Raw genomic sequence first — 16,260 nt, 5'->3', positions numbered from 1 at the left:
CTCAGCCTTGGAGTCGGGTGAGAGTAACCAGGTCGAATGCTGTTGGGTCCGGCAAAGCCTGGTTGAGCGTCTTCAGGACGTACGGGCGACGCTGCCCGTCCTGGCACAACACGGTGAGAACCGTTGCTGGAAAGTCCACCTCGCACGATGCCTGCTCCATATTGCGATCGAACTGCGGATTCTTTCGGCACGCCTCGAACAGTTGCCCCATGCGCTCGGCCGGAACGACTCCGGCGCAGAAGACCTGCAGTGTCCTTGCGATGTGGGCCGCGATGTCCGGCCAGGATGCCCCGAAGGATTCCTTGGCGCCAGGATTGGTGAATATCTCCACCGCGAAATTGACAGGGCGGTCCAGAGTCGGTTCCGGCAACCAGGGGAAGAGATCCAGAAACGGTTGGTTCACTGCCATGATGCGGTGGTCCGGACCAGCATTGAGCATGCCCGGGCAACTGAGCGAGTTCAGTAGATCGAGGTCGCCCACACCGTATTGCGGTGGAAACGATCCAGTTTCGATGGTGTAGAAGCCCGGCAGGAGTGCGGCAGCGACCTTCGGTGCGACAGCCCTGGGGATGTTCAGCTTTCGAGACAGCCTCACCGTCGCAGGGTTCGGAATCTCACGCTCCCCCCGCAGATACTTGATGATTGCTGACGGACTGACCTTGAGCTCGTCAGCGAGGTCCGCACGAGTGAACCGGGCAGATCGGCGCGCCACCCTGTCGAAGAACGACATCAGATGCACGAGGGTGTCGTCGTAGACCTCGTACTTGTCGAACCAGGGCAAATGCTGACGGGCCCGCGGAGAGAGGGACTTTCGCCGATGCGAGGCCGTTCGGATATGCGAGCGCGGCTGCATGGCGCGCGGAGTCACAGTGGTCATCGCCGGTGAGCAGTGATTGTTCGCCTGCACGGTGAGCCGACCTCCTTCCCAAACCTTCTCGAGATGGCCTATGGCCAGGTGGAGGCAGGCAATCCAGTCACAGGCTAAGTGCGTGTACATGCCGAGGTCGACCGGATCTGCGACGATCCGATTCCCGATTCACGACACGGAGAGGCTCCGGGTCGATCGATCCGCCGCTGCTCGTCCGGTGAAAGGTCAACTCCACGGATAGATTCGGGTCGACCGGATGCGCGACCGGATCAGCTTCGGGTTCTCGGAAAGGGTAGGAGGCGCTGGTGCCTGAGTTGGAGGTGGCAAGCGACACCACATCCGAGCTGTCGAGGGACGACAGACCGGCGTATTGGCGGGAGCAGGTTTCTGCCAATCAAGGCGGTGCGCGGGTCAACTTCGGCAACTGGCCGAAATTCCATGGCGCACTGAAGGTGCAACGGTTGGCAGGCTATCAGCTGGGCGACTTTCAGAATGTGCAGTTCGAATCCACCGCGATCTCCTACGAGCGCACGCGCGCCGAGATCGAAGCCGACGGCGACCGCAGCGCCCGATTGCTCATTCCACGCCGCGGGGCCCTCGGGATCGAGCAAAACGGCAGCAGAGTGCTGCTGAAGCGTGGCCGGCTGGGCGTCGTCGACTGGGGTGAGCGGATGGTGCTCTCCCACGAAGACGACGTGCGGGGCTGGATCCTCAACGTACCCACCAGCTCACTGCGCCTGTCACCGAAGGGGCCACCGCATCTGGAGCTGGACGCGCACGATCCTCTGCTAGGGTCCGTTCTCGCTCTGGCCGAGCAGCTTTCCCGCCACAGTGACGCGATGACATCCAGCCAGTTCTTGCAAATCAGCACTCATTGGGCCGGGCTGCTCGCCGCCGCGCTCGATGAACGTAGGGCTCCGGAAGCAACCAGATTCGCCGCCATCTCCAGAGATGCCCGCATGCATATCCAGCGCTACAGCGACGACCCCCGGCTCACGGTGAAGGCGGTCGCCGAGCATCTGGGGGTGTCCCGCCGCCAACTCGAGCGTGCGATGCAGGATTCCGGCATGTCCCCGCACAGCTGCCTACTCGCCACCCGCACCGAACGGGCTGTGCAGCGGCTGACCGATCCGCGGTACACCGGTCGCACGATCGCCGATGTCGCCTACGACAGCGGATTTGTGTCCCTGTCCACCTTCAACAACGCCTGCCGTGACAAGTACGGCGCTTCGCCCGGTCAGCTACGACATCAGAGTCTGCAGTCGGTATGACCCTGGATGGGACCAGCTGGAACGCCACCGGACAGGCGGGCCGGCCTGTCCGGTGGCAGCGCGACTCAGCGTCGTCGCGGATCGCTGCAGCGGGATTCCCAGGCGGCCGGCAGATCGTCGGAAAGCACCGGCGCCGCAAGCGTTTCATCGTCGAGACCGAAAGCGTCCAGCAACGACGGCAGGTGCTCGGCGAGGTTGTCGAGCGCCAGGCGCAGGTGCCGTTTGGTGGTGTTCACCGCTGCGACGTCGAGCAGCCCGTGGGTGAGGTACCACACCGCGTGCTGGTCGAGGTAGCTCAGCGCGAATACGTCTCGCACGGCGGCGATCTCGGGGTGATCGGAGTATCGGTGCAGCACCTGGAAGGCTTCCTCGGCCGAGTAGGCCTCGGCGAGGGTGAGCGCTTCGGGAATGACCGCCAAGCGACCCTCGAGACCGGGAGTGGTCAGGTACTGCTGGGTCTCCTCCACGATCGTCAAGGTACGAGTGCTGAACAGGCTCAGGCGATCGGCTTGATCGGTGGGATCGTGCAGAACGACTTCGGGTACCGGCTTTCCTGCCAGATATTTGGCCAGGACGCGACCGGCCACGGACCCGAGGACGTGGCAATCGCCCTCGCCGGTGATGGCCGCGTGGCAAACCCCGAGGTAGTCGGCCACGCGATTGGCGCTGAACATGCCCTGGGCGCCCATCCGAATTCTGGCGTGGGTCACCGTGTCCAGGGCGTGCAGCTGGATGTAGTGCTTGGCCAGCATCACCGACACGACCGTGTCCCGGCTGGTGAGGTCGCCGCCCGCCAGTGATGTTTTCACCGAGTTGCCGTAGAGCGTTCGGGCGATGGTGCCGGCCAGGTCGGTGAGCAGGGTGTCGCGCACGTGCGGCAGCTCGACCATGTACGGGGTGTCCGAGGGGGTCAGGGGCACCACCCGCTTGGCGGCGTAGCGCAGCGCGATGTACAGCGAAGCCCGGGCGGAAGCGTTGAGGCAGGATGCGAGCGCGAGGCGCCCGACCGTGAGCTGACTGATCGCCGAGGCGAACGACCTGCTGCGGCTTTCCTCGTCGCGCCAGGTCAGCACACCGTCGTCGTCGATGGTCGCCAGGTCGTTGCTCAACCAGGCGCTGCGGTCGACCTTCAGTTTGTCGAAGCTGATCACGGAGTTGTCCATGATGACCAGCGGCTGATGATCGAGCTGCGTGATCGTCACGCCGGGTGCGGGTGCGCCGTCGGGTCCGCGTAGTCGGGCCGCGAACAGGTGCACGCCGTGATCGACACCCGCGGCGTCGACGAAGCGGGCGCCGACCACGCAGACGCGTGCCACGGGAATGCCGACGCTGGGCATGAATTTACGGGCCCGCGGGTTCGGGGTGTCGATGACGAAACCGTCGCCGTCCCAGCTCGCGCGGGTCTGCATGAACTGGATGTTGGACCCGCACCCGTACTCGGTCAGCAGCATCACCCCGACGCTGGAGCCGTCGTCGAGGTCCGCGAGATATGGTGCGGCCGAATCGGTATCGGTGAGGGTCGACAAGCTGCCCGAGGCCAGGTTGTAGTGTCCGGAGATCAGCGGAATCAGATCCGTTGCCAGTACGGCGGACCAGTCGAACACCGCGAACAGTCGTGGCAGGTCGGTGGCGATGTCGCGGGTGCTGCCGACTTTCGCGACCAGGTTGTGCAGCTGGTCGTAGGCGTTCTGGCGGCGTTGCTCCTGGCTTTGGGCCTCGGTGACGAAGTAAGCCGGGTTGCTCAGGATCTTCTGCAAGTGCTGGTCGAATTCGAGGCTGCCGTGGCGGAGGACCTCGGCCAATGAGGTCCGCTCCTGATGCTCGTGCATGATCCGTCTCCTAACTCATTCAATCGATCCCATCGGCTACTTGGTCCGCCGGGGGCATAGGAGGTCATCGCCGCCCCTGGACGCACCCGGTCCCGGCGTTGCTGAATGCTTACGCGGACGCCGTGGCGGGACCGGGACAGAGGGCCGGACGATTACCTGTCAGAAGTTCGACGCACCACTCACCTTCACGCGACATGCGGTCACGAGGGCCGGGGAAGGTTCGGGGAAGCCACGCACGCCCGACCGGATCACGGTGGTCGGCGGGAGATCGATTGGAGTGAGCAGGCCGGAAGCAGGATGCCACTGCCGAACCACGGTCGCGGTCGTATCCGCTCGCGTGATTCGTTGCCGCAGTGTCGCGTTCGGCCTGAAGGTCACGAATTGTAGTGTTGCACACATTGTCTGAATGTTCGCGGTGAACCTTCACAGTGCGCGCCGACGGGTACGCCGGATCTATGCTTCGGCCCGCCGATGAGCAGCGGGGACACCGGGACTACGGCGTGGGGAACGGGTGGCGCACGGCCGGGAAAACCACGGGCAGCTCGGTCAGTGCGCGATGGAACGGGCCCGGCCGCCACACCAGATCCTGTTGCGGGACCGCGAGAGTGACTTCGGGGAGATAGTCGAAGAGTTGGTCGATCACTTCCTGCGCGAGCAGCCGCCCGTAGGGGCGGGCGGCCGCGGGGCAGGCGTGATCACCCGAGCTGAATGCGAGGTTCCAGCCGTTGTCGATACTGGCGCCGCCGGTCAGTGCCGGGTCGGTGTTGCACGCGGCCATGCTGATGATGACCGGCTCGTGTGAGGGCAGCCACTCGCCGTCGATCAGAACCGGCTGCGGCGGATAGGTGATGCAGTAGTTCGCCATGGGCGGGTCCGTCGCCAGGCGCTCGTCGATGGCAATGCCGGTCGACAGGGGAGGCGCGTCGGCGGCGGAGATGAAGCGGCCGTCGGTCATCATCAGCAGCAGCGTGTTGGCGATGAGATTGAGTGGGGGTTCGACGCCGGCGGCGAAGAGCAACACCAGCTGATGGACCATCTCCTCGTCCGACAGCATGGCGTGGTGCTGGACCAGCCTCGTGGTGACGTCGTCACCCGGATAGGCGCGCTTGAGCGCGGTGAGGTCGAGTAGAGCCTCACCCATCTGCAAGTTGACCGTCGCGGTGTCCACCCCGTCGAACATGGCGGCGCTGGCGGCCGCGACCCGCTGACCGATGTCCGGTGGGCAGCCGAGGATTTCGCAAAAGACGGAGAAAACCATCGGGAGCGCGTATTGGCTGAGGATGTCGGCGCGGCCCTTGGTGGCGAATCCGTTGATGATGGGAACCGCGGAGTGTTCGACGATGGCCCGCACCGCGTGCAGGTCGATGCCGGCCAGAGCGTCCGACAGGGCTTGCCGGTAGCGCGCGTGCTCGTGTCCGCTGGTGCGGATGGCGTTGGGCCGGTACTCGACCATCGGCATGATGGGGATATCGGAGGGCACGGTCTTCTGCCACTGTCGCGGGTCGGCCGGAAAGTGGTAGGGATCGTTGAGGATTCGCACCGCGGTCGAATAGTTGATGACCAACGTGGCGGGCACGCCCGGCCACATCTCGACGGGCACCAGCGCCCCGTACTCGCTGCGCATTCGCCGGTAGTGCCAGTGCGGGTCGGCTGCGAATTCCGGACTGTAGATGGGGATTCGCACGCCTTCACGCGACCTCACGCCGGGGGTCGCGCCCTGATGCGTGTGCTGCGGATCCACATAGTCTCCCAGTGTGTGCCGTGAAAGCGGTTGCGGCAAAATATAACCCAGGTCAGCAACGGGCACCTCGACGGCGGATCGACTTGGAGATGAACGAATTGCTGGTGGCCGACCTGGATGCCGTCCCCAGGACCGCGGAGGCCCGCCGAATAGTCCTCAGCCGGTAGCCATCTCGCGCTGCACGGTGGTGGTGATCTCGGCGGCGGTCAGGATCATGGCGACCAGGAAGTCGACGAGTTGGGCGCGGTCGATGTCCAGTTCGCCGCGCAGCCATTCGGTGAGGATCTCCAGGCCGCCGTGGGCGACGGTGCGGGCGGCCAGAGCGGCGTGCACGCCGCGGACGGCCTCCTCGCCCAGCAGTTCCCGGCCCTGGTCCAGCATGACGTTGGCGACCAGGTCCACGAGTTCGGTTCTGCGGTGGCGTAAGTCGTCGGTGGCCTGCATATCGATGGTCAACCGGCGGCGGGCGGGGTGGTCGGCGATGGCCGCTACTCCGGCCTCGACCACCGCGCGCAGGCGGACGCGGGTGTCGGCGGGGGCGGTGGCGATGACGCTCATGAGGGTGGCGATCACCGCGGCCAACTGCTCCTCGACCAGTTCGTAGAGCAGGCGGTCGGTGTGGGAGTACGCCTCGTAGAAGTAGCGGTCGTTGAGGCCGGCGCGAGTGCACAGCGCGCGCACCTTCAACCCGCCGATGCCCTCCTCGGCGATCACGTCCAGTGCGACCTCGCGCAGCCGTTCCCGCCGCTGGGCCCGGCGCTCGTCGGCGCTGAGTCCGGCGTATCGGCCACGGGGTGCGTCCACTGTTCCGCCTGTCTGTTGCCACGCCGCGAAGTTTGGTGAAGACTATCACCAAAGTTCTGGTGACGTCCTTCACCAGACCTCCGCACAACAGGAGGCACGCAATGGCGCGTTCCGAGCAGTTGCCCGATCCGGTGATCTTCCGGGAGTTCCCCTTCAATATCGGGGTCAAGATGCTGGCCCCCGGCGATATCCGGCCCACCCCCGAACAGCAGGCGGCCTACCGCCGGTTCGCGAAGATGGGCGATCCGCTCGCCGACGCCCTGATCGAGATGTTCCGGCGACTGCCCACCGGACAGGTACGCGCCCTGTTCGAGACCGCGCTGGAACACGGCATCGAGACCGTGCCGGACGCGCCCGCCGAGCTGAAAGCCTTTTTCGCGCACCTGGATTCGGAGCCCTTCTGGCTGGATCGGGAGAAGCTGGACCGGGCCGCGGGCGTCAGCGGGCGGGTCGGGCCGTGGGCCACCAATCTGGCGCTGTCGATGTTCTCGCTCAACGGCGGCTACCTGGCCTCGCGCGCGGGCAAGGTGCTGGTCGGCACCGGCGGGCTGGCCGCGGAGGCGATGGCCCCGCGGCGGGTGGTCGAGACCGCGACCTGGTGGGTGGACGTGACCGGGCGCGGCGGCCTGGAACGGTTCGGTCCCGGCTTCAAGAACACCGTGCGGGTCCGCGTCATGCACGCGCAGGTGCGGGCGGGCATGAACCGGCGGCCGGACTGGGATCACGAGCAGTGGGACCACCCGATCAACCAGTCCCTGACCGCGGGCACGCTGATGTTGTTCTCGCTGGCCACGATCGCGGGATGCAATGCCGTCGGACTGACCTTCTCCAAGAAGGAGAAGGCGGCCGTCTATCACCAGTGGCGCTACGTCGGCCATCTGATGGGACTGGATCCGGAGATCCTGCCCGCCGACGAGACCGACACCTGGCGGCTGCTGTGGTTGCAGGCCGACTACGAATTCCTGCCCGACGAGGACTCGCGGCGACTGTCCAAGGCACTGGTGTCCGCGCTCGGCCCGATCTACGGCTTCGACGGCCCCGGCCTGCGCTCGCGCCTGCTGCGGCGCGCGTTCACCCTCTACTCGGTGTCCTACAGCCGAATCCTGCTGGGCAAGACCAACTCCGACTTCCTGGAGATGCCCTACAGCCGGATCTTCCTGGTGGCGGTGCTGGCCACGGCGGCGATCAACGGTGTGCTCGAGGTGCCGCGCCGGCTCATTCCGGGCGCGACCGGGCTCAGCGAGCGGGTCGGCCGTCGGCTGACCGAACGCATGATGGCGCGGGCGGCCCGGGTGAACCGCCCGGATCGCAGCTACGCCCGCCATGATCGGCTGGCCGAAACCCGCGCGGCCTGATCTTCTTACCGGCGAGTAACCTACGCCGGGTAACCCCTTGATGAAGGAATCTGGTCAATGAGCCTGCCGCCCATCCTGTCCGAGCGCCTGCGTCTGCCCGCGGTCGCCTCCCCCATGTTCATCGTGTCCGGACCCGAGCTGGTGATCGCCCAGTCCAAGGCCGGCATCGTGGGTTCGTTCCCGTCGCTGAACGCGCGGCCGCAGTCACTGTTCAAAGAGTGGCTGGTGCGGATCAACGAGGAGCTCGCCAAGCACGACGCCGACAATCCGGACCAGCCGTCCGCGCCCTACGCGGTGAACCTGATCGTGCACAAGAGCAATGACCGGCTCGAGGAAGACCTCGCGACCGTGGTCGAGCATCAGGTGCCGATCGTCATCACCTCGCTGGGTGCGCGACCCGACGTGAACGAGGCCGTGCACTCCTACGGCGGCATCGTGCTGCACGACATCATCAACAATGTGTTCGCGCACAAGGCCGTCGAGCGCGGCGCCGACGGCCTCATCGCGGTGGCCGCGGGCGCGGGCGGGCACGCCGGACCGCAGTCCCCGTTCGCGCTGGTCCAGGAGATCCGCGAGTGGTTCGACGGGCCGCTGCTGCTGTCCGGCTCCATCGCGCACGGCCGGTCCGTGCTGGCCGCGCAGGCCGCGGGCGCGGACCTGGCCTACATCGGCTCGGCCTTCATCGCCACCGACGAGGCCAACGCGGTGCCCGGCTACAAGCAGATGATCGTCGACTCCGCCGCGAGCGACATCGTCTACTCGAACCTGTTCACCGGCGTGCACGGCAACTACCTGCGCGGCAGCATCACCGCCGCCGGCATGGACCCCGACAACCTGGGCCAGTCCGACCCGTCGGCCATGGATTTCGGCACCGGCGAATCGGATGCCGGCACGCCCGGCGCCAAGCCGTGGAAGGACATCTGGGGCTCGGGCCAGGGCATCGGCTCGGTCGACGCGGTCCTCCCGGCCGCCGATCTGGTCGAGCGCCTCATCCGCGAGTACGACGAGGCCAAGGCCCGCCTGCTGGCGCTCTGACCGTCTCCACCGAAAACCGCGGGGCGGGCGCATGTTTCGCGCCCGCCCCGCGGCATTCCGGAGCCTCTCGCGCCCCGGAAGCTATGCCTCCGACGTTTCGACCCGCGGTGTCCTGATCTCCACGATCGGCAGGCGCAGCGCCGCCGGTGCGGTCGGCGGCACCACCGGGCTGCGCGGCGCGACCGGCGCGATGCGACGGTAGGCCGAGCCCGGGTACGGCCGGGTGTCGGTCTCACCCTTGTTGGGCCACAACGAGATCGCGCGTTCGGCCTGGGCGGTGATGGTCAGCGACGGGTTCACGCCGAGGTTGGCCGAGATGGTGGAGCCGTCGATGACGTGCAGGCCGGGGTGGCCGAAGAGACGATGGTAGGGGTCCACGACGCCGGTGGCGGGGGAAGCGCCGATGACGCAGCCGCCGATGAAATGGCCGGTCATGGGGATCTTCAAGATGCTGGAGCTCGCGCCGATGGGGATGCCGTCGATGGCGTCCGCCACCCGGCGGGCGACCTCGTGCCCGGCCGGAACCCACGTCGGATTGGGTTGACCATCACCCTGTTTGGTGGTCATGCGGCGGCCGAACGGCCCCCGCTTGGTGTAGGTCGTGATGGAATTGTCCACCGACTGCATGACCAGCAGGCCGATGGTGCGCTCGGACCAGTGGCGCGCATCGTGCACCCGGACCACGTCGCGCGGCCGCCGGCGGGCCGTCCGCAGCCAGAGCCGCCAGCGCGCGGTGTCGCCCTCATCGTCGACCATCAAGGTGCTCATCATGCCGAACGCATTGCTGCCCTTGCCGTAGCGAACCGGCTCCACGTGGGTGTCGTGATCGGGGTGGATCGAGGACGTGATCGCCACGCCCTTGGTGTAATCCGCGTTCCGGTCACGGCTGCGCACGCCGAGCAGTTCCTCGGAGTTGGTGCGCGACAGGTGACCGAGCCGGTCGGAGATCCCCGTGAGCGAGCCCCGGTCCCGCAGCCGGTGCAGCAGCCGCTGGGTCCCGAGCGAGGCGGCGGCGAAAATGACGTGCTCGGCGGTGAATTCGCGGCGCTGCTTGCGGATCACCCGCCCGGTGCGGGCCGTCTCCACCGCGTAGCCGCCGCCGTTCAGCGGTCGCACATCGGTGACGGTGGCGAGCGGATGCACTGCGGCGCCGGCCTTTTCGGCCAGGTACAGATAGTTCTTGACCAGCGTGTTCTTGGCATTGTGGCGGCAACCGGTCATGCATTCACCGCAGTGGGTGCAGGCGCGCCGGTCCGGTCCGGCGCCGCCGAAGAACGGATCGGGGACATCCTCCCCCGGGCGGCGACCGGGCCCGCCGAAGAAGACCCCGACCGGGGTGGGCCGGTAGGTGTCGCCGATTCCCATGCCCTCGGCCACGTCTCGCAAGACGCGGTCCGTCGGCGTGGTGGCCGGATTGGCGGTCACCCCCAGCATGCGTTTGGCCTGGTCGTAGTGCGGAGCGAGTTCGTCCTTCCAGTCCGTGATGTGACCCCACTGCCGGTCGGCGTAGAACTTGTCCGGCGGCTCGTAGAGGGTGTTGGCGTAGACCAGTGAACCGCCGCCGACCCCGGCGCCCGCCATCACGAAGGTGTCGTTCAACAGCGCCAGCCGCTGAATTCCGAAGCAGCCCAACGCCGGCGCCCACAGGTACCTGCGCAGCCGCCAAGACGTCTGCGCGAACTCGTGGTCCTCGAACCGCCGCCCGGCCTCCAGCACGCCGACGCGATAGCCCTTCTCGGTCAGCCGCAGTGCGCTCACGCTGCCGCCGAAGCCAGAGCCGATCACGATGACGTCATAGTCGAATCGCATGGGTCGACGCTACGACCTGCGGTTATGACGGCATGACAGAGTGTCGGCCAGAAAATCCGCACTTTCGGCCACGCGAGCTGGAATCAGGCCGAGCGCAACGGTGTCCGAAAACCTCCGGCGGCCCCATAGTCCATGACGCTGTACCGCGTTATGACCTGGAGGTTCCTGGTGAACAGTCCCACTCCCCCGCCGGCGACGACCGCCGCCCGATCAGCCCGGCTCGACGCCCTCGGGCGGCTCGGGGCCGACTGGTGGTCGGTGATCGTGTCGGGCGTCGTGGTCGTGCTCGCCGTGCTCGGCGCGCTGCCGAAGATTCCGTGGTGACGACATGAGCGACACCACCCTGAATCCCGGCACGAGCACCGAAGCCGACACCGCCGCAACCGAATTCGACGAAACTCCGGGACCGCTCACGGTGGCGCGGCTGCTCGGCTATCTGCCGGGCATCGCGCTGCTGGTCGCGGTCGGCGTGCTCGGCAAGTACTCGCAGATCTGGTGGAACAGTGCGGCCAAGCACAACCACTGGACCGTGCCCGACATCGAATACGTGTTGTGGGCCATCGTCATCGGCCTGCTCATCACCAATACCGTCGGCCTGCACCCGATCTTCCGGCCCGGCGTCGGCACCTACGAGTTCTGGCTCAAGATCGGCATCGTGGCGCTCGGGTCGCGGTTCGTGCTCGGGGACGTCGCGAAGCTGGGCGGCACCAGCTTCCTGCAGATCCTGATCGACATGACGGTGTCGGGCGCGATCATCCTCGCGGTGTCGCGGTGGCTCGGACTGTCCGGCAAGCTCGGATCGCTGCTGGCCATCGGCACTTCGATCTGCGGGGTGTCGGCCATCATCGCGGGCAAGGGCGCGATCCGGGCCCGCAACTCCGATGTCGGGTATGCCATCGCGGCGATTCTGGCGCTGGGCGCGGTCGCCCTGTTCGCGCTGCCGTCACTGGGGCACGCGATCGGGCTGAGCGATCACGAGTTCGGGCTCTGGGCCGGTCTGGCCGTGGACAATACGGCCGAGACCACGGCCACCGGCTACCTGTTCTCCGACGAGGCGGGCAAGGTGGCGGTGCTGGTCAAGTCCACCCGCAACGCGCTGATCGGATTCGTGGTGCTGGGCTTCGCGGCCTACTGGGCGTCGCGCGGCGAGGCCGATGCCATCGCGCCGGGCCTGCGCGCCAAGGCGGCATTCGTGTGGTCCAAGTTCCCGAAGTTCGTGCTGGGCTTCCTGGCGGTGTCGGCGGTCGCGACCTTCCACTGGCTGTCCAAGCAGCAGACCACCAACCTGGCCAACGTGTCCCGGTGGGCGTTCCTGCTCACCTTCGCGGGCGTGGGGCTCAACACCAATATTCGTGAGCTGGCGCGCACCGGCTGGCGGCCGCTCGTGGTGGCGGTGGTCGGGCTGGTGACCGTCGCGGTGGTGTCGCTGGGGCTGGTGCTGTTCACCTCGCGCGTCCTGCACTGGGGTGTCGCGGGCTGAGGCCACACGCGAAAGGGCCGGGATCCGATCAGGATCCCGGCCCTTCTTCTGCTCGAGGGCTATGCGCCGCGCTGCAGAGCGGGCGCGTCGGCCTGCTCGGCGAGCCGCTCGGACAGGAACCGCATGGCGGGTCCGGCGAAGGCCATCGCGCCGCCGATGTGCTCGCGACCCTTCAGGGTGCGCATGGTGACGTCCGCGCCGAGCGCCTTCCACTCCTCCGCCAGCCGCACGGCCTGCGGATACGGGATGACCTGTTCGGCGGTGCCGCCCGCGACCAGAACCGGTGCGGCGGGCGCGATCCCGCCGAGCCGGTTCTCCAGCAGCCGCGCCTTCACCTCGGGCACCTCGAACGGCAGCCGGTGGCAGTAGGTCGAGACCCGGGTGGGCACCAGCAGGCCCGCGCCGACTCCGAGCAGCCCGGCCGCCGCGATGTGGGTGCGGCGGAACAGCGCGGCCAGCACCCGCCCCTGCGGGTTGAGGTGCTGCAGCACATTCAGTTCGGGGTAGGCGGCCTCGATGCCGAGCACGCCGTAGAACAGCAGGAACGCCGCGGGCGTGCCGTCGAGGAACTTCACCATGTCGAGCATGTCGGCCGGGGCGGAACCGACCGCGCCGCCGGCCAGCTCGAGGTCGGGGGCGTAGGTGGGCTGCAGCTGCAGCGCCCAGCCCGCCGCGTTGCCGCCCTCGGAGTAGCCGTAGATGCCCAGCGGGCCGTCGGGATCCAGGTCCGCGCCGGGCAGTCGCCGCGCGGCCCGCATGCTGTCGAGCACGGCCGGGCCCAGGGCACGGCCCATGACGTAGGGGTGCAGGCCGGGACTGCCCAGCCCCGGGTAGTCGGTGACGGCCAGCGCCCAGCCGCGGTTCAGGGCCGCGCGCAGGAAGACCGACTCGTATTCGAGGCCGAAGCGCAGCTGCCAGGAGGCGGCGGCGACCGTGCTCGCCAGGCCCTGGGTGCCGACCGCGTAGCCGACCAGCGGCCGCGAGCCGGGTCCGCGCCACGGCGTGTTCGGCACCAGGACAGTACCGGTGACCTGCGTCGGAGCTCCGGTGACGGTGGTGGAGGTGTAGCTGATGCGCCAGGCGCGCGCGGGCAGCTTCAGGCCGGGCAGCATCCGGGCCGTCATCGGTTCGGCGGCCAGCAATCGGCCGGGTCCGAACGCACCGACCGCCGCCTCATCGAGGCGGTTGGTGTCCGCAGTCATCGTTGCCTGCCCTTCTCGCACTAACTCTCGTTATGCAGTTGTCGCGCAACCTGATCCGAGGGGCATCAGCTGTCCCGGACAGTCCGGCTGTTCGAAACCATACCCAGTCTGCGAGATGCCGACACCTGTTGTCACAACAACTCCCACACGCTGGGACGGCGCATTCGAGACAACAGCCTCGTCGAGGCGAAATACTCCCGGCCCCGGCCGGGTTGCCGCAGGGGTGACGACTCCCCGCATCCTGCTGATCTCGGGCAGCACCCGTGAGGCCTCCACCAATACCGCCGCGCTGCGCACCGTGGCCGCCGACGCCGGGTCCGACTTCGTGGCCGTCCGGTATCAGGGCCTGCTCGACCTGCCCGCCTTCGTCCCCGGCACGGATCCCGAGCCGCCCGCGGTGCTGGCCCTGCATCGGCAGCTCGCCGAGGTCGACGCCGTGCTGTTCTGCACCCCCGAATACGCGGGCATGATCCCCGGCAGCCTCAAGAACCTGCTGGAGTGGACGGTCGGCAACGCCGACCTCAGCGACAAGCCGGTCGCCTACGTGAATGTCGCCTACGAAGGTCGCGGCGAGGCCGCGGTGGCGACGCTGCGCACGGTGCTCGGCTATGTCGGGGCCGAACTGGTCGAGGCGGCGTGCGGCCGAATCACCGTTCTACAGAGCTCCGTCGGACCTGACGGACTGGTTGCCGACGCCGATGCCCGCACCCGATTGAACGCTGCCGCCCGCGCCCTGGCCGCCCACGCGGCCCGCCAGGTCGAGCCCGCTACCACGGTCCGGCTCGAGAATTGACGCATCACGCGATTCGGAAAGCGGCCGAGCCGAAAGGTTGCTGACTATTTGCAAACGCCGAGTGGCACGCCCCGGCGTGTCACTCGGCGAAGCCGGGTCAGTCGATGTGGTCGGGGAAGGCCTGCTGGCGGTGACCACCCCGGAGGGTGCCCTCCAGATAGGCCGCCTTGCAGGCGCGGCGGGCGATCTTGCCGCTGGAGGTGCGGGGAATCGACCCGGCGGGGACCAGCAGCAGGTCCCGGACGGTGACGCCGTGGCGCTTGGCGATGGCGGCCCGGACGGTCTCGGTGATCGGGTCCGGGTCGAGTTTGGCCGCGCCGGTACCGCGTTCGGCCACGATGACCAGTTGCTCGGCTCCGGTGGCGGGGGTCGCGCCGTTGACCGTGACGACCTCGTCGGGGAGTTGATCGCCCGCGACGGAGAAGGCTGCCACGAAACCGGGGCGCAGCGCGGTGCTGGACTCCTGGGCGGAGTACTCCAGATCCTGCGGATAGTGGTTGCGCCCGTCCACGATCACCAGATCCTTGACGCGGCCGGTGATGAACAGCTCGCCCTCGTAGTACGCGCCGAAATCGCCGGTGCGCATCCAGTTCGCCTCCGGCTCGGTGCCTTCCGCGTGGCTCGCGGACTGCCGGACGGTGATCCGGTTGTGGAAGGTGGCCTCACTCTCCTGGGGGCGACCCCAGTAGCCGCGACCGATGTTGGCGCCGTGCAACCAGATCTCGCCGACCTCGCCCTCGGGCTTCTCCGCGCCGGTCTCGGGATCCACGATGGCCGCCCATTGCGACAGCGCCACATACCCGCAGGACACCTGGGACACAGCGTTGTCCGCATGCTCGTCGACCTCGACCATGCGCCCGGCATTGAGCCTGGTGCGGTCCACCCAGACCGTGCGGGCCTGGTCCTCGCGCTTGGTGGCGGAGACGAACAGGGTGGCCTCGGCCATGCCGTAGCAGGGCTTGATCGCGGTCTTGGGCAGCCCGTAGGGGGCGAAGGCCTCGTTGAACTTCCGCATGGAGGTCACCGACACCGGCTCGCTGCCGTTGATCAGGCCGATCACATTGGACAGGTCCAATTCCTCACCGGCCTTGGGCAATCCCCGCGCCGCCGCGTGCTCGAAGGCGAAATTGGGTGCGGCGGCGAAGATCTCGGCGCCGTCCTCCTGGGCGGCCAGTTCCTTGATCCAGCGGTGCGGCCGGCGCACGAAGGCGCTGGGCGACATGATGGTGATGTACTTGCCGCCCAGGGTGGGCAGGATGACGGTCAGCAGTCCCATGTCGTGGAACAGCGGCAGCCAGGTGACGCCGCGCGCCTTCTCGGTGATGCCGATGGCGTCGATCATCTGCAGCAGGTTGGTGCCGACCGCCCGGTGGGTGATCTCCACACCGGCCGGGATGCGGGTCGAGCCCGAGGTGTACTGCAGGTAGGCGACATCGTCCATCTGCAGGCGGGGACGCACCCAGCTCTCGCCCACACCGTCCGGGATGGCCTCGACCGCGATGATGCGCGGACGTTGCGGCGCGGGCAGGTGTTTGAAGATCTCGCGCACGCCGGCCGCCGCCGAGCCGACCGTCAGGATGGCCGACGGTGTGCAGTCCTCGAGCACCGCGTGCAGCCGGTCGGTGTGACCCTGCTCGTCCGGATCGAACAGCGGCACCGCGATATTGCCCGCGTACACCGAGGCGTACATGGCCACGATGTAGTCCAGGCCCTGCGGGGCGAGGATGGCGACGCGGTCGCCCGGCTGCGTGACCTGTTGCAGCCGGGCGGCTACCGCACGCAGCCGGACACCGAAGCGGTTCCACGTGATGTCGTGGTACTCACCGTCGCGTTCACGCGAATAGTCGATATAGCGGTAGGCGAGCTCGTCCCCGTTGGCCGCGACATGCTTGTCGACCAGGTCGACCATGGTCTGGTTGTCAGGGATCTTGATGTTGCCGTGCTCGTCCAGATAGTCATCGAAGGTCTCGCCGATCATTCCCTATCCTTTTTCAGCTCGCGGTCCGTCAGAACCGCGCAGTGACACCGAACAAAGATCGACACGAAAGCCCGAATGTAGCTGGGGGCTTGGGG

At 67.5% G+C, this 16,260-nt stretch carries 13 protein-coding genes; 6 read left to right on the top strand and 7 right to left on the bottom strand.

Annotation, left to right across the window (positions count from 1 at the left end):
• Position 1 precedes the first annotated feature (1 nt).
• Positions 2 to 907, bottom strand: a complete 906-nt coding sequence (locus ACYVKL_RS31550; protein WP_379167765.1) for a helix-turn-helix domain-containing protein — start codon at positions 905 to 907, stop codon at positions 2 to 4.
• Between the two features lie 266 nt (positions 908 to 1,173).
• On the opposite strand from ACYVKL_RS31550, the gene ACYVKL_RS31545 reads away from it, so the two are divergent.
• Entirely contained in the window at positions 1,174 to 2,139 is a 966-nt protein-coding gene (locus ACYVKL_RS31545; RefSeq protein ID WP_379167767.1) for a helix-turn-helix transcriptional regulator, read from the top strand.
• Between the two features lie 65 nt (positions 2,140 to 2,204).
• Here ACYVKL_RS31545 and ACYVKL_RS31540 read toward each other — a convergent pair whose 3' ends face one another.
• The 3 genes from ACYVKL_RS31540 to ACYVKL_RS31530 form a co-directional block, all read right to left on the bottom strand.
• Positions 2,205 to 3,968, bottom strand: a complete 1,764-nt coding sequence (locus tag ACYVKL_RS31540) for an acyl-CoA dehydrogenase family protein (protein ID WP_379167769.1) — start codon at positions 3,966 to 3,968, stop codon at positions 2,205 to 2,207.
• 493 nt (positions 3,969 to 4,461) lie between these two features.
• The gene (locus ACYVKL_RS31535) at positions 4,462 to 5,652 is read right to left on the bottom strand and encodes a cytochrome P450 family protein (RefSeq protein ID WP_379167771.1); all 1,191 of its coding nucleotides are present in this window, start codon (positions 5,650 to 5,652) and stop codon (positions 4,462 to 4,464) included.
• Between the two features lie 213 nt (positions 5,653 to 5,865).
• Complete coding sequence (locus ACYVKL_RS31530) at positions 5,866 to 6,513, bottom strand: TetR/AcrR family transcriptional regulator (protein WP_379167772.1); 648 nt, start codon at positions 6,511 to 6,513, stop codon at positions 5,866 to 5,868.
• 101 nt (positions 6,514 to 6,614) lie between these two features.
• On the opposite strand from ACYVKL_RS31530, the gene ACYVKL_RS31525 reads away from it, so the two are divergent.
• Both ACYVKL_RS31525 and ACYVKL_RS31520 read left to right on the top strand, forming a co-directional pair.
• Positions 6,615 to 7,868, top strand: coding sequence for an oxygenase MpaB family protein (locus tag ACYVKL_RS31525; RefSeq protein WP_379167774.1), 1,254 nt, complete (start codon positions 6,615 to 6,617; stop codon positions 7,866 to 7,868).
• Between the two features lie 57 nt (positions 7,869 to 7,925).
• Complete coding sequence (locus ACYVKL_RS31520; RefSeq protein WP_379167775.1) at positions 7,926 to 8,903, top strand: NAD(P)H-dependent flavin oxidoreductase; 978 nt, start codon at positions 7,926 to 7,928, stop codon at positions 8,901 to 8,903.
• Between the two features lie 81 nt (positions 8,904 to 8,984).
• Here the strand turns inward: ACYVKL_RS31520 and ACYVKL_RS31515 are convergent, their stop codons facing one another.
• The gene (locus tag ACYVKL_RS31515) at positions 8,985 to 10,712 is read right to left on the bottom strand and encodes a GMC oxidoreductase (RefSeq protein ID WP_379167777.1); all 1,728 of its coding nucleotides are present in this window, start codon (positions 10,710 to 10,712) and stop codon (positions 8,985 to 8,987) included.
• Between the two features lie 150 nt (positions 10,713 to 10,862).
• On the opposite strand from ACYVKL_RS31515, the gene ACYVKL_RS31510 reads away from it, so the two are divergent.
• Together ACYVKL_RS31510 and ACYVKL_RS31505 are read left to right on the top strand one after the other, a co-directional pair.
• A complete protein-coding gene (locus ACYVKL_RS31510; RefSeq protein WP_379167779.1) occupies positions 10,863 to 11,036 on the top strand; it encodes a hypothetical protein in 174 nt (57 codons plus the stop codon).
• Positions 11,037 to 11,040: 4 nt separating this feature from the next.
• Complete coding sequence (locus tag ACYVKL_RS31505; RefSeq protein ID WP_379167781.1) at positions 11,041 to 12,192, top strand: YeiH family protein; 1,152 nt, start codon at positions 11,041 to 11,043, stop codon at positions 12,190 to 12,192.
• Positions 12,193 to 12,251: 59 nt separating this feature from the next.
• Here the strand turns inward: ACYVKL_RS31505 and ACYVKL_RS31500 are convergent, their stop codons facing one another.
• Positions 12,252 to 13,394: a lipase family protein gene (locus ACYVKL_RS31500; protein ID WP_379167783.1), complete on the bottom strand. Its 1,143-nt coding sequence runs from the start codon at positions 13,392 to 13,394 to the stop codon at positions 12,252 to 12,254.
• Positions 13,395 to 13,617: 223 nt separating this feature from the next.
• Between ACYVKL_RS31500 and ACYVKL_RS31495 the strand changes: the two genes are divergently transcribed.
• Positions 13,618 to 14,187, top strand: a complete 570-nt coding sequence (locus ACYVKL_RS31495) for an NADPH-dependent FMN reductase (RefSeq protein WP_379167785.1) — start codon at positions 13,618 to 13,620, stop codon at positions 14,185 to 14,187.
• Between the two features lie 97 nt (positions 14,188 to 14,284).
• On the opposite strand, the gene fadD32 is transcribed toward ACYVKL_RS31495, so the two are convergent.
• A complete protein-coding gene (fadD32, locus tag ACYVKL_RS31490; RefSeq protein ID WP_379167787.1) occupies positions 14,285 to 16,165 on the bottom strand; it encodes a long-chain-fatty-acid--AMP ligase FadD32 in 1,881 nt (626 codons plus the stop codon).
• Between the last annotated feature and the right edge of the window lie 95 nt (positions 16,166 to 16,260).

The sequence above is a fragment of the Nocardia tengchongensis genome, from assembly GCF_054781395.1.
The sequence above is the reverse complement of the archived record's forward strand: the minus strand, read 5'-3'. Positions and strand labels throughout refer to the sequence as shown.

Excerpts from the sequence above, each read along its gene's own strand:
- ACYVKL_RS31540 (WP_379167769.1), bottom strand. The coding sequence starts at position 3,968 with ATGCACGAGCATCAGGAGCGGACCTCATTGGCCGAGGTCCTCCGCCAC.
- ACYVKL_RS31525 (WP_379167774.1), top strand. The coding sequence starts at position 6,615 with ATGGCGCGTTCCGAGCAGTTGCCCGATCCGGTGATCTTCCGGGAGTTC.
- ACYVKL_RS31520 (WP_379167775.1), top strand. The coding sequence starts at position 7,926 with ATGAGCCTGCCGCCCATCCTGTCCGAGCGCCTGCGTCTGCCCGCGGTC.
- ACYVKL_RS31515 (WP_379167777.1), bottom strand. The coding sequence starts at position 10,712 with ATGCGATTCGACTATGACGTCATCGTGATCGGCTCTGGCTTCGGCGGC.
- ACYVKL_RS31510 (WP_379167779.1), top strand. The coding sequence starts at position 10,863 with ATGACCTGGAGGTTCCTGGTGAACAGTCCCACTCCCCCGCCGGCGACG.
- ACYVKL_RS31505 (WP_379167781.1), top strand. The coding sequence starts at position 11,041 with ATGAGCGACACCACCCTGAATCCCGGCACGAGCACCGAAGCCGACACC.
- ACYVKL_RS31500 (WP_379167783.1), bottom strand. The coding sequence starts at position 13,394 with ATGACTGCGGACACCAACCGCCTCGATGAGGCGGCGGTCGGTGCGTTC.
- fadD32 (WP_379167787.1), bottom strand. The coding sequence starts at position 16,165 with ATGATCGGCGAGACCTTCGATGACTATCTGGACGAGCACGGCAACATC.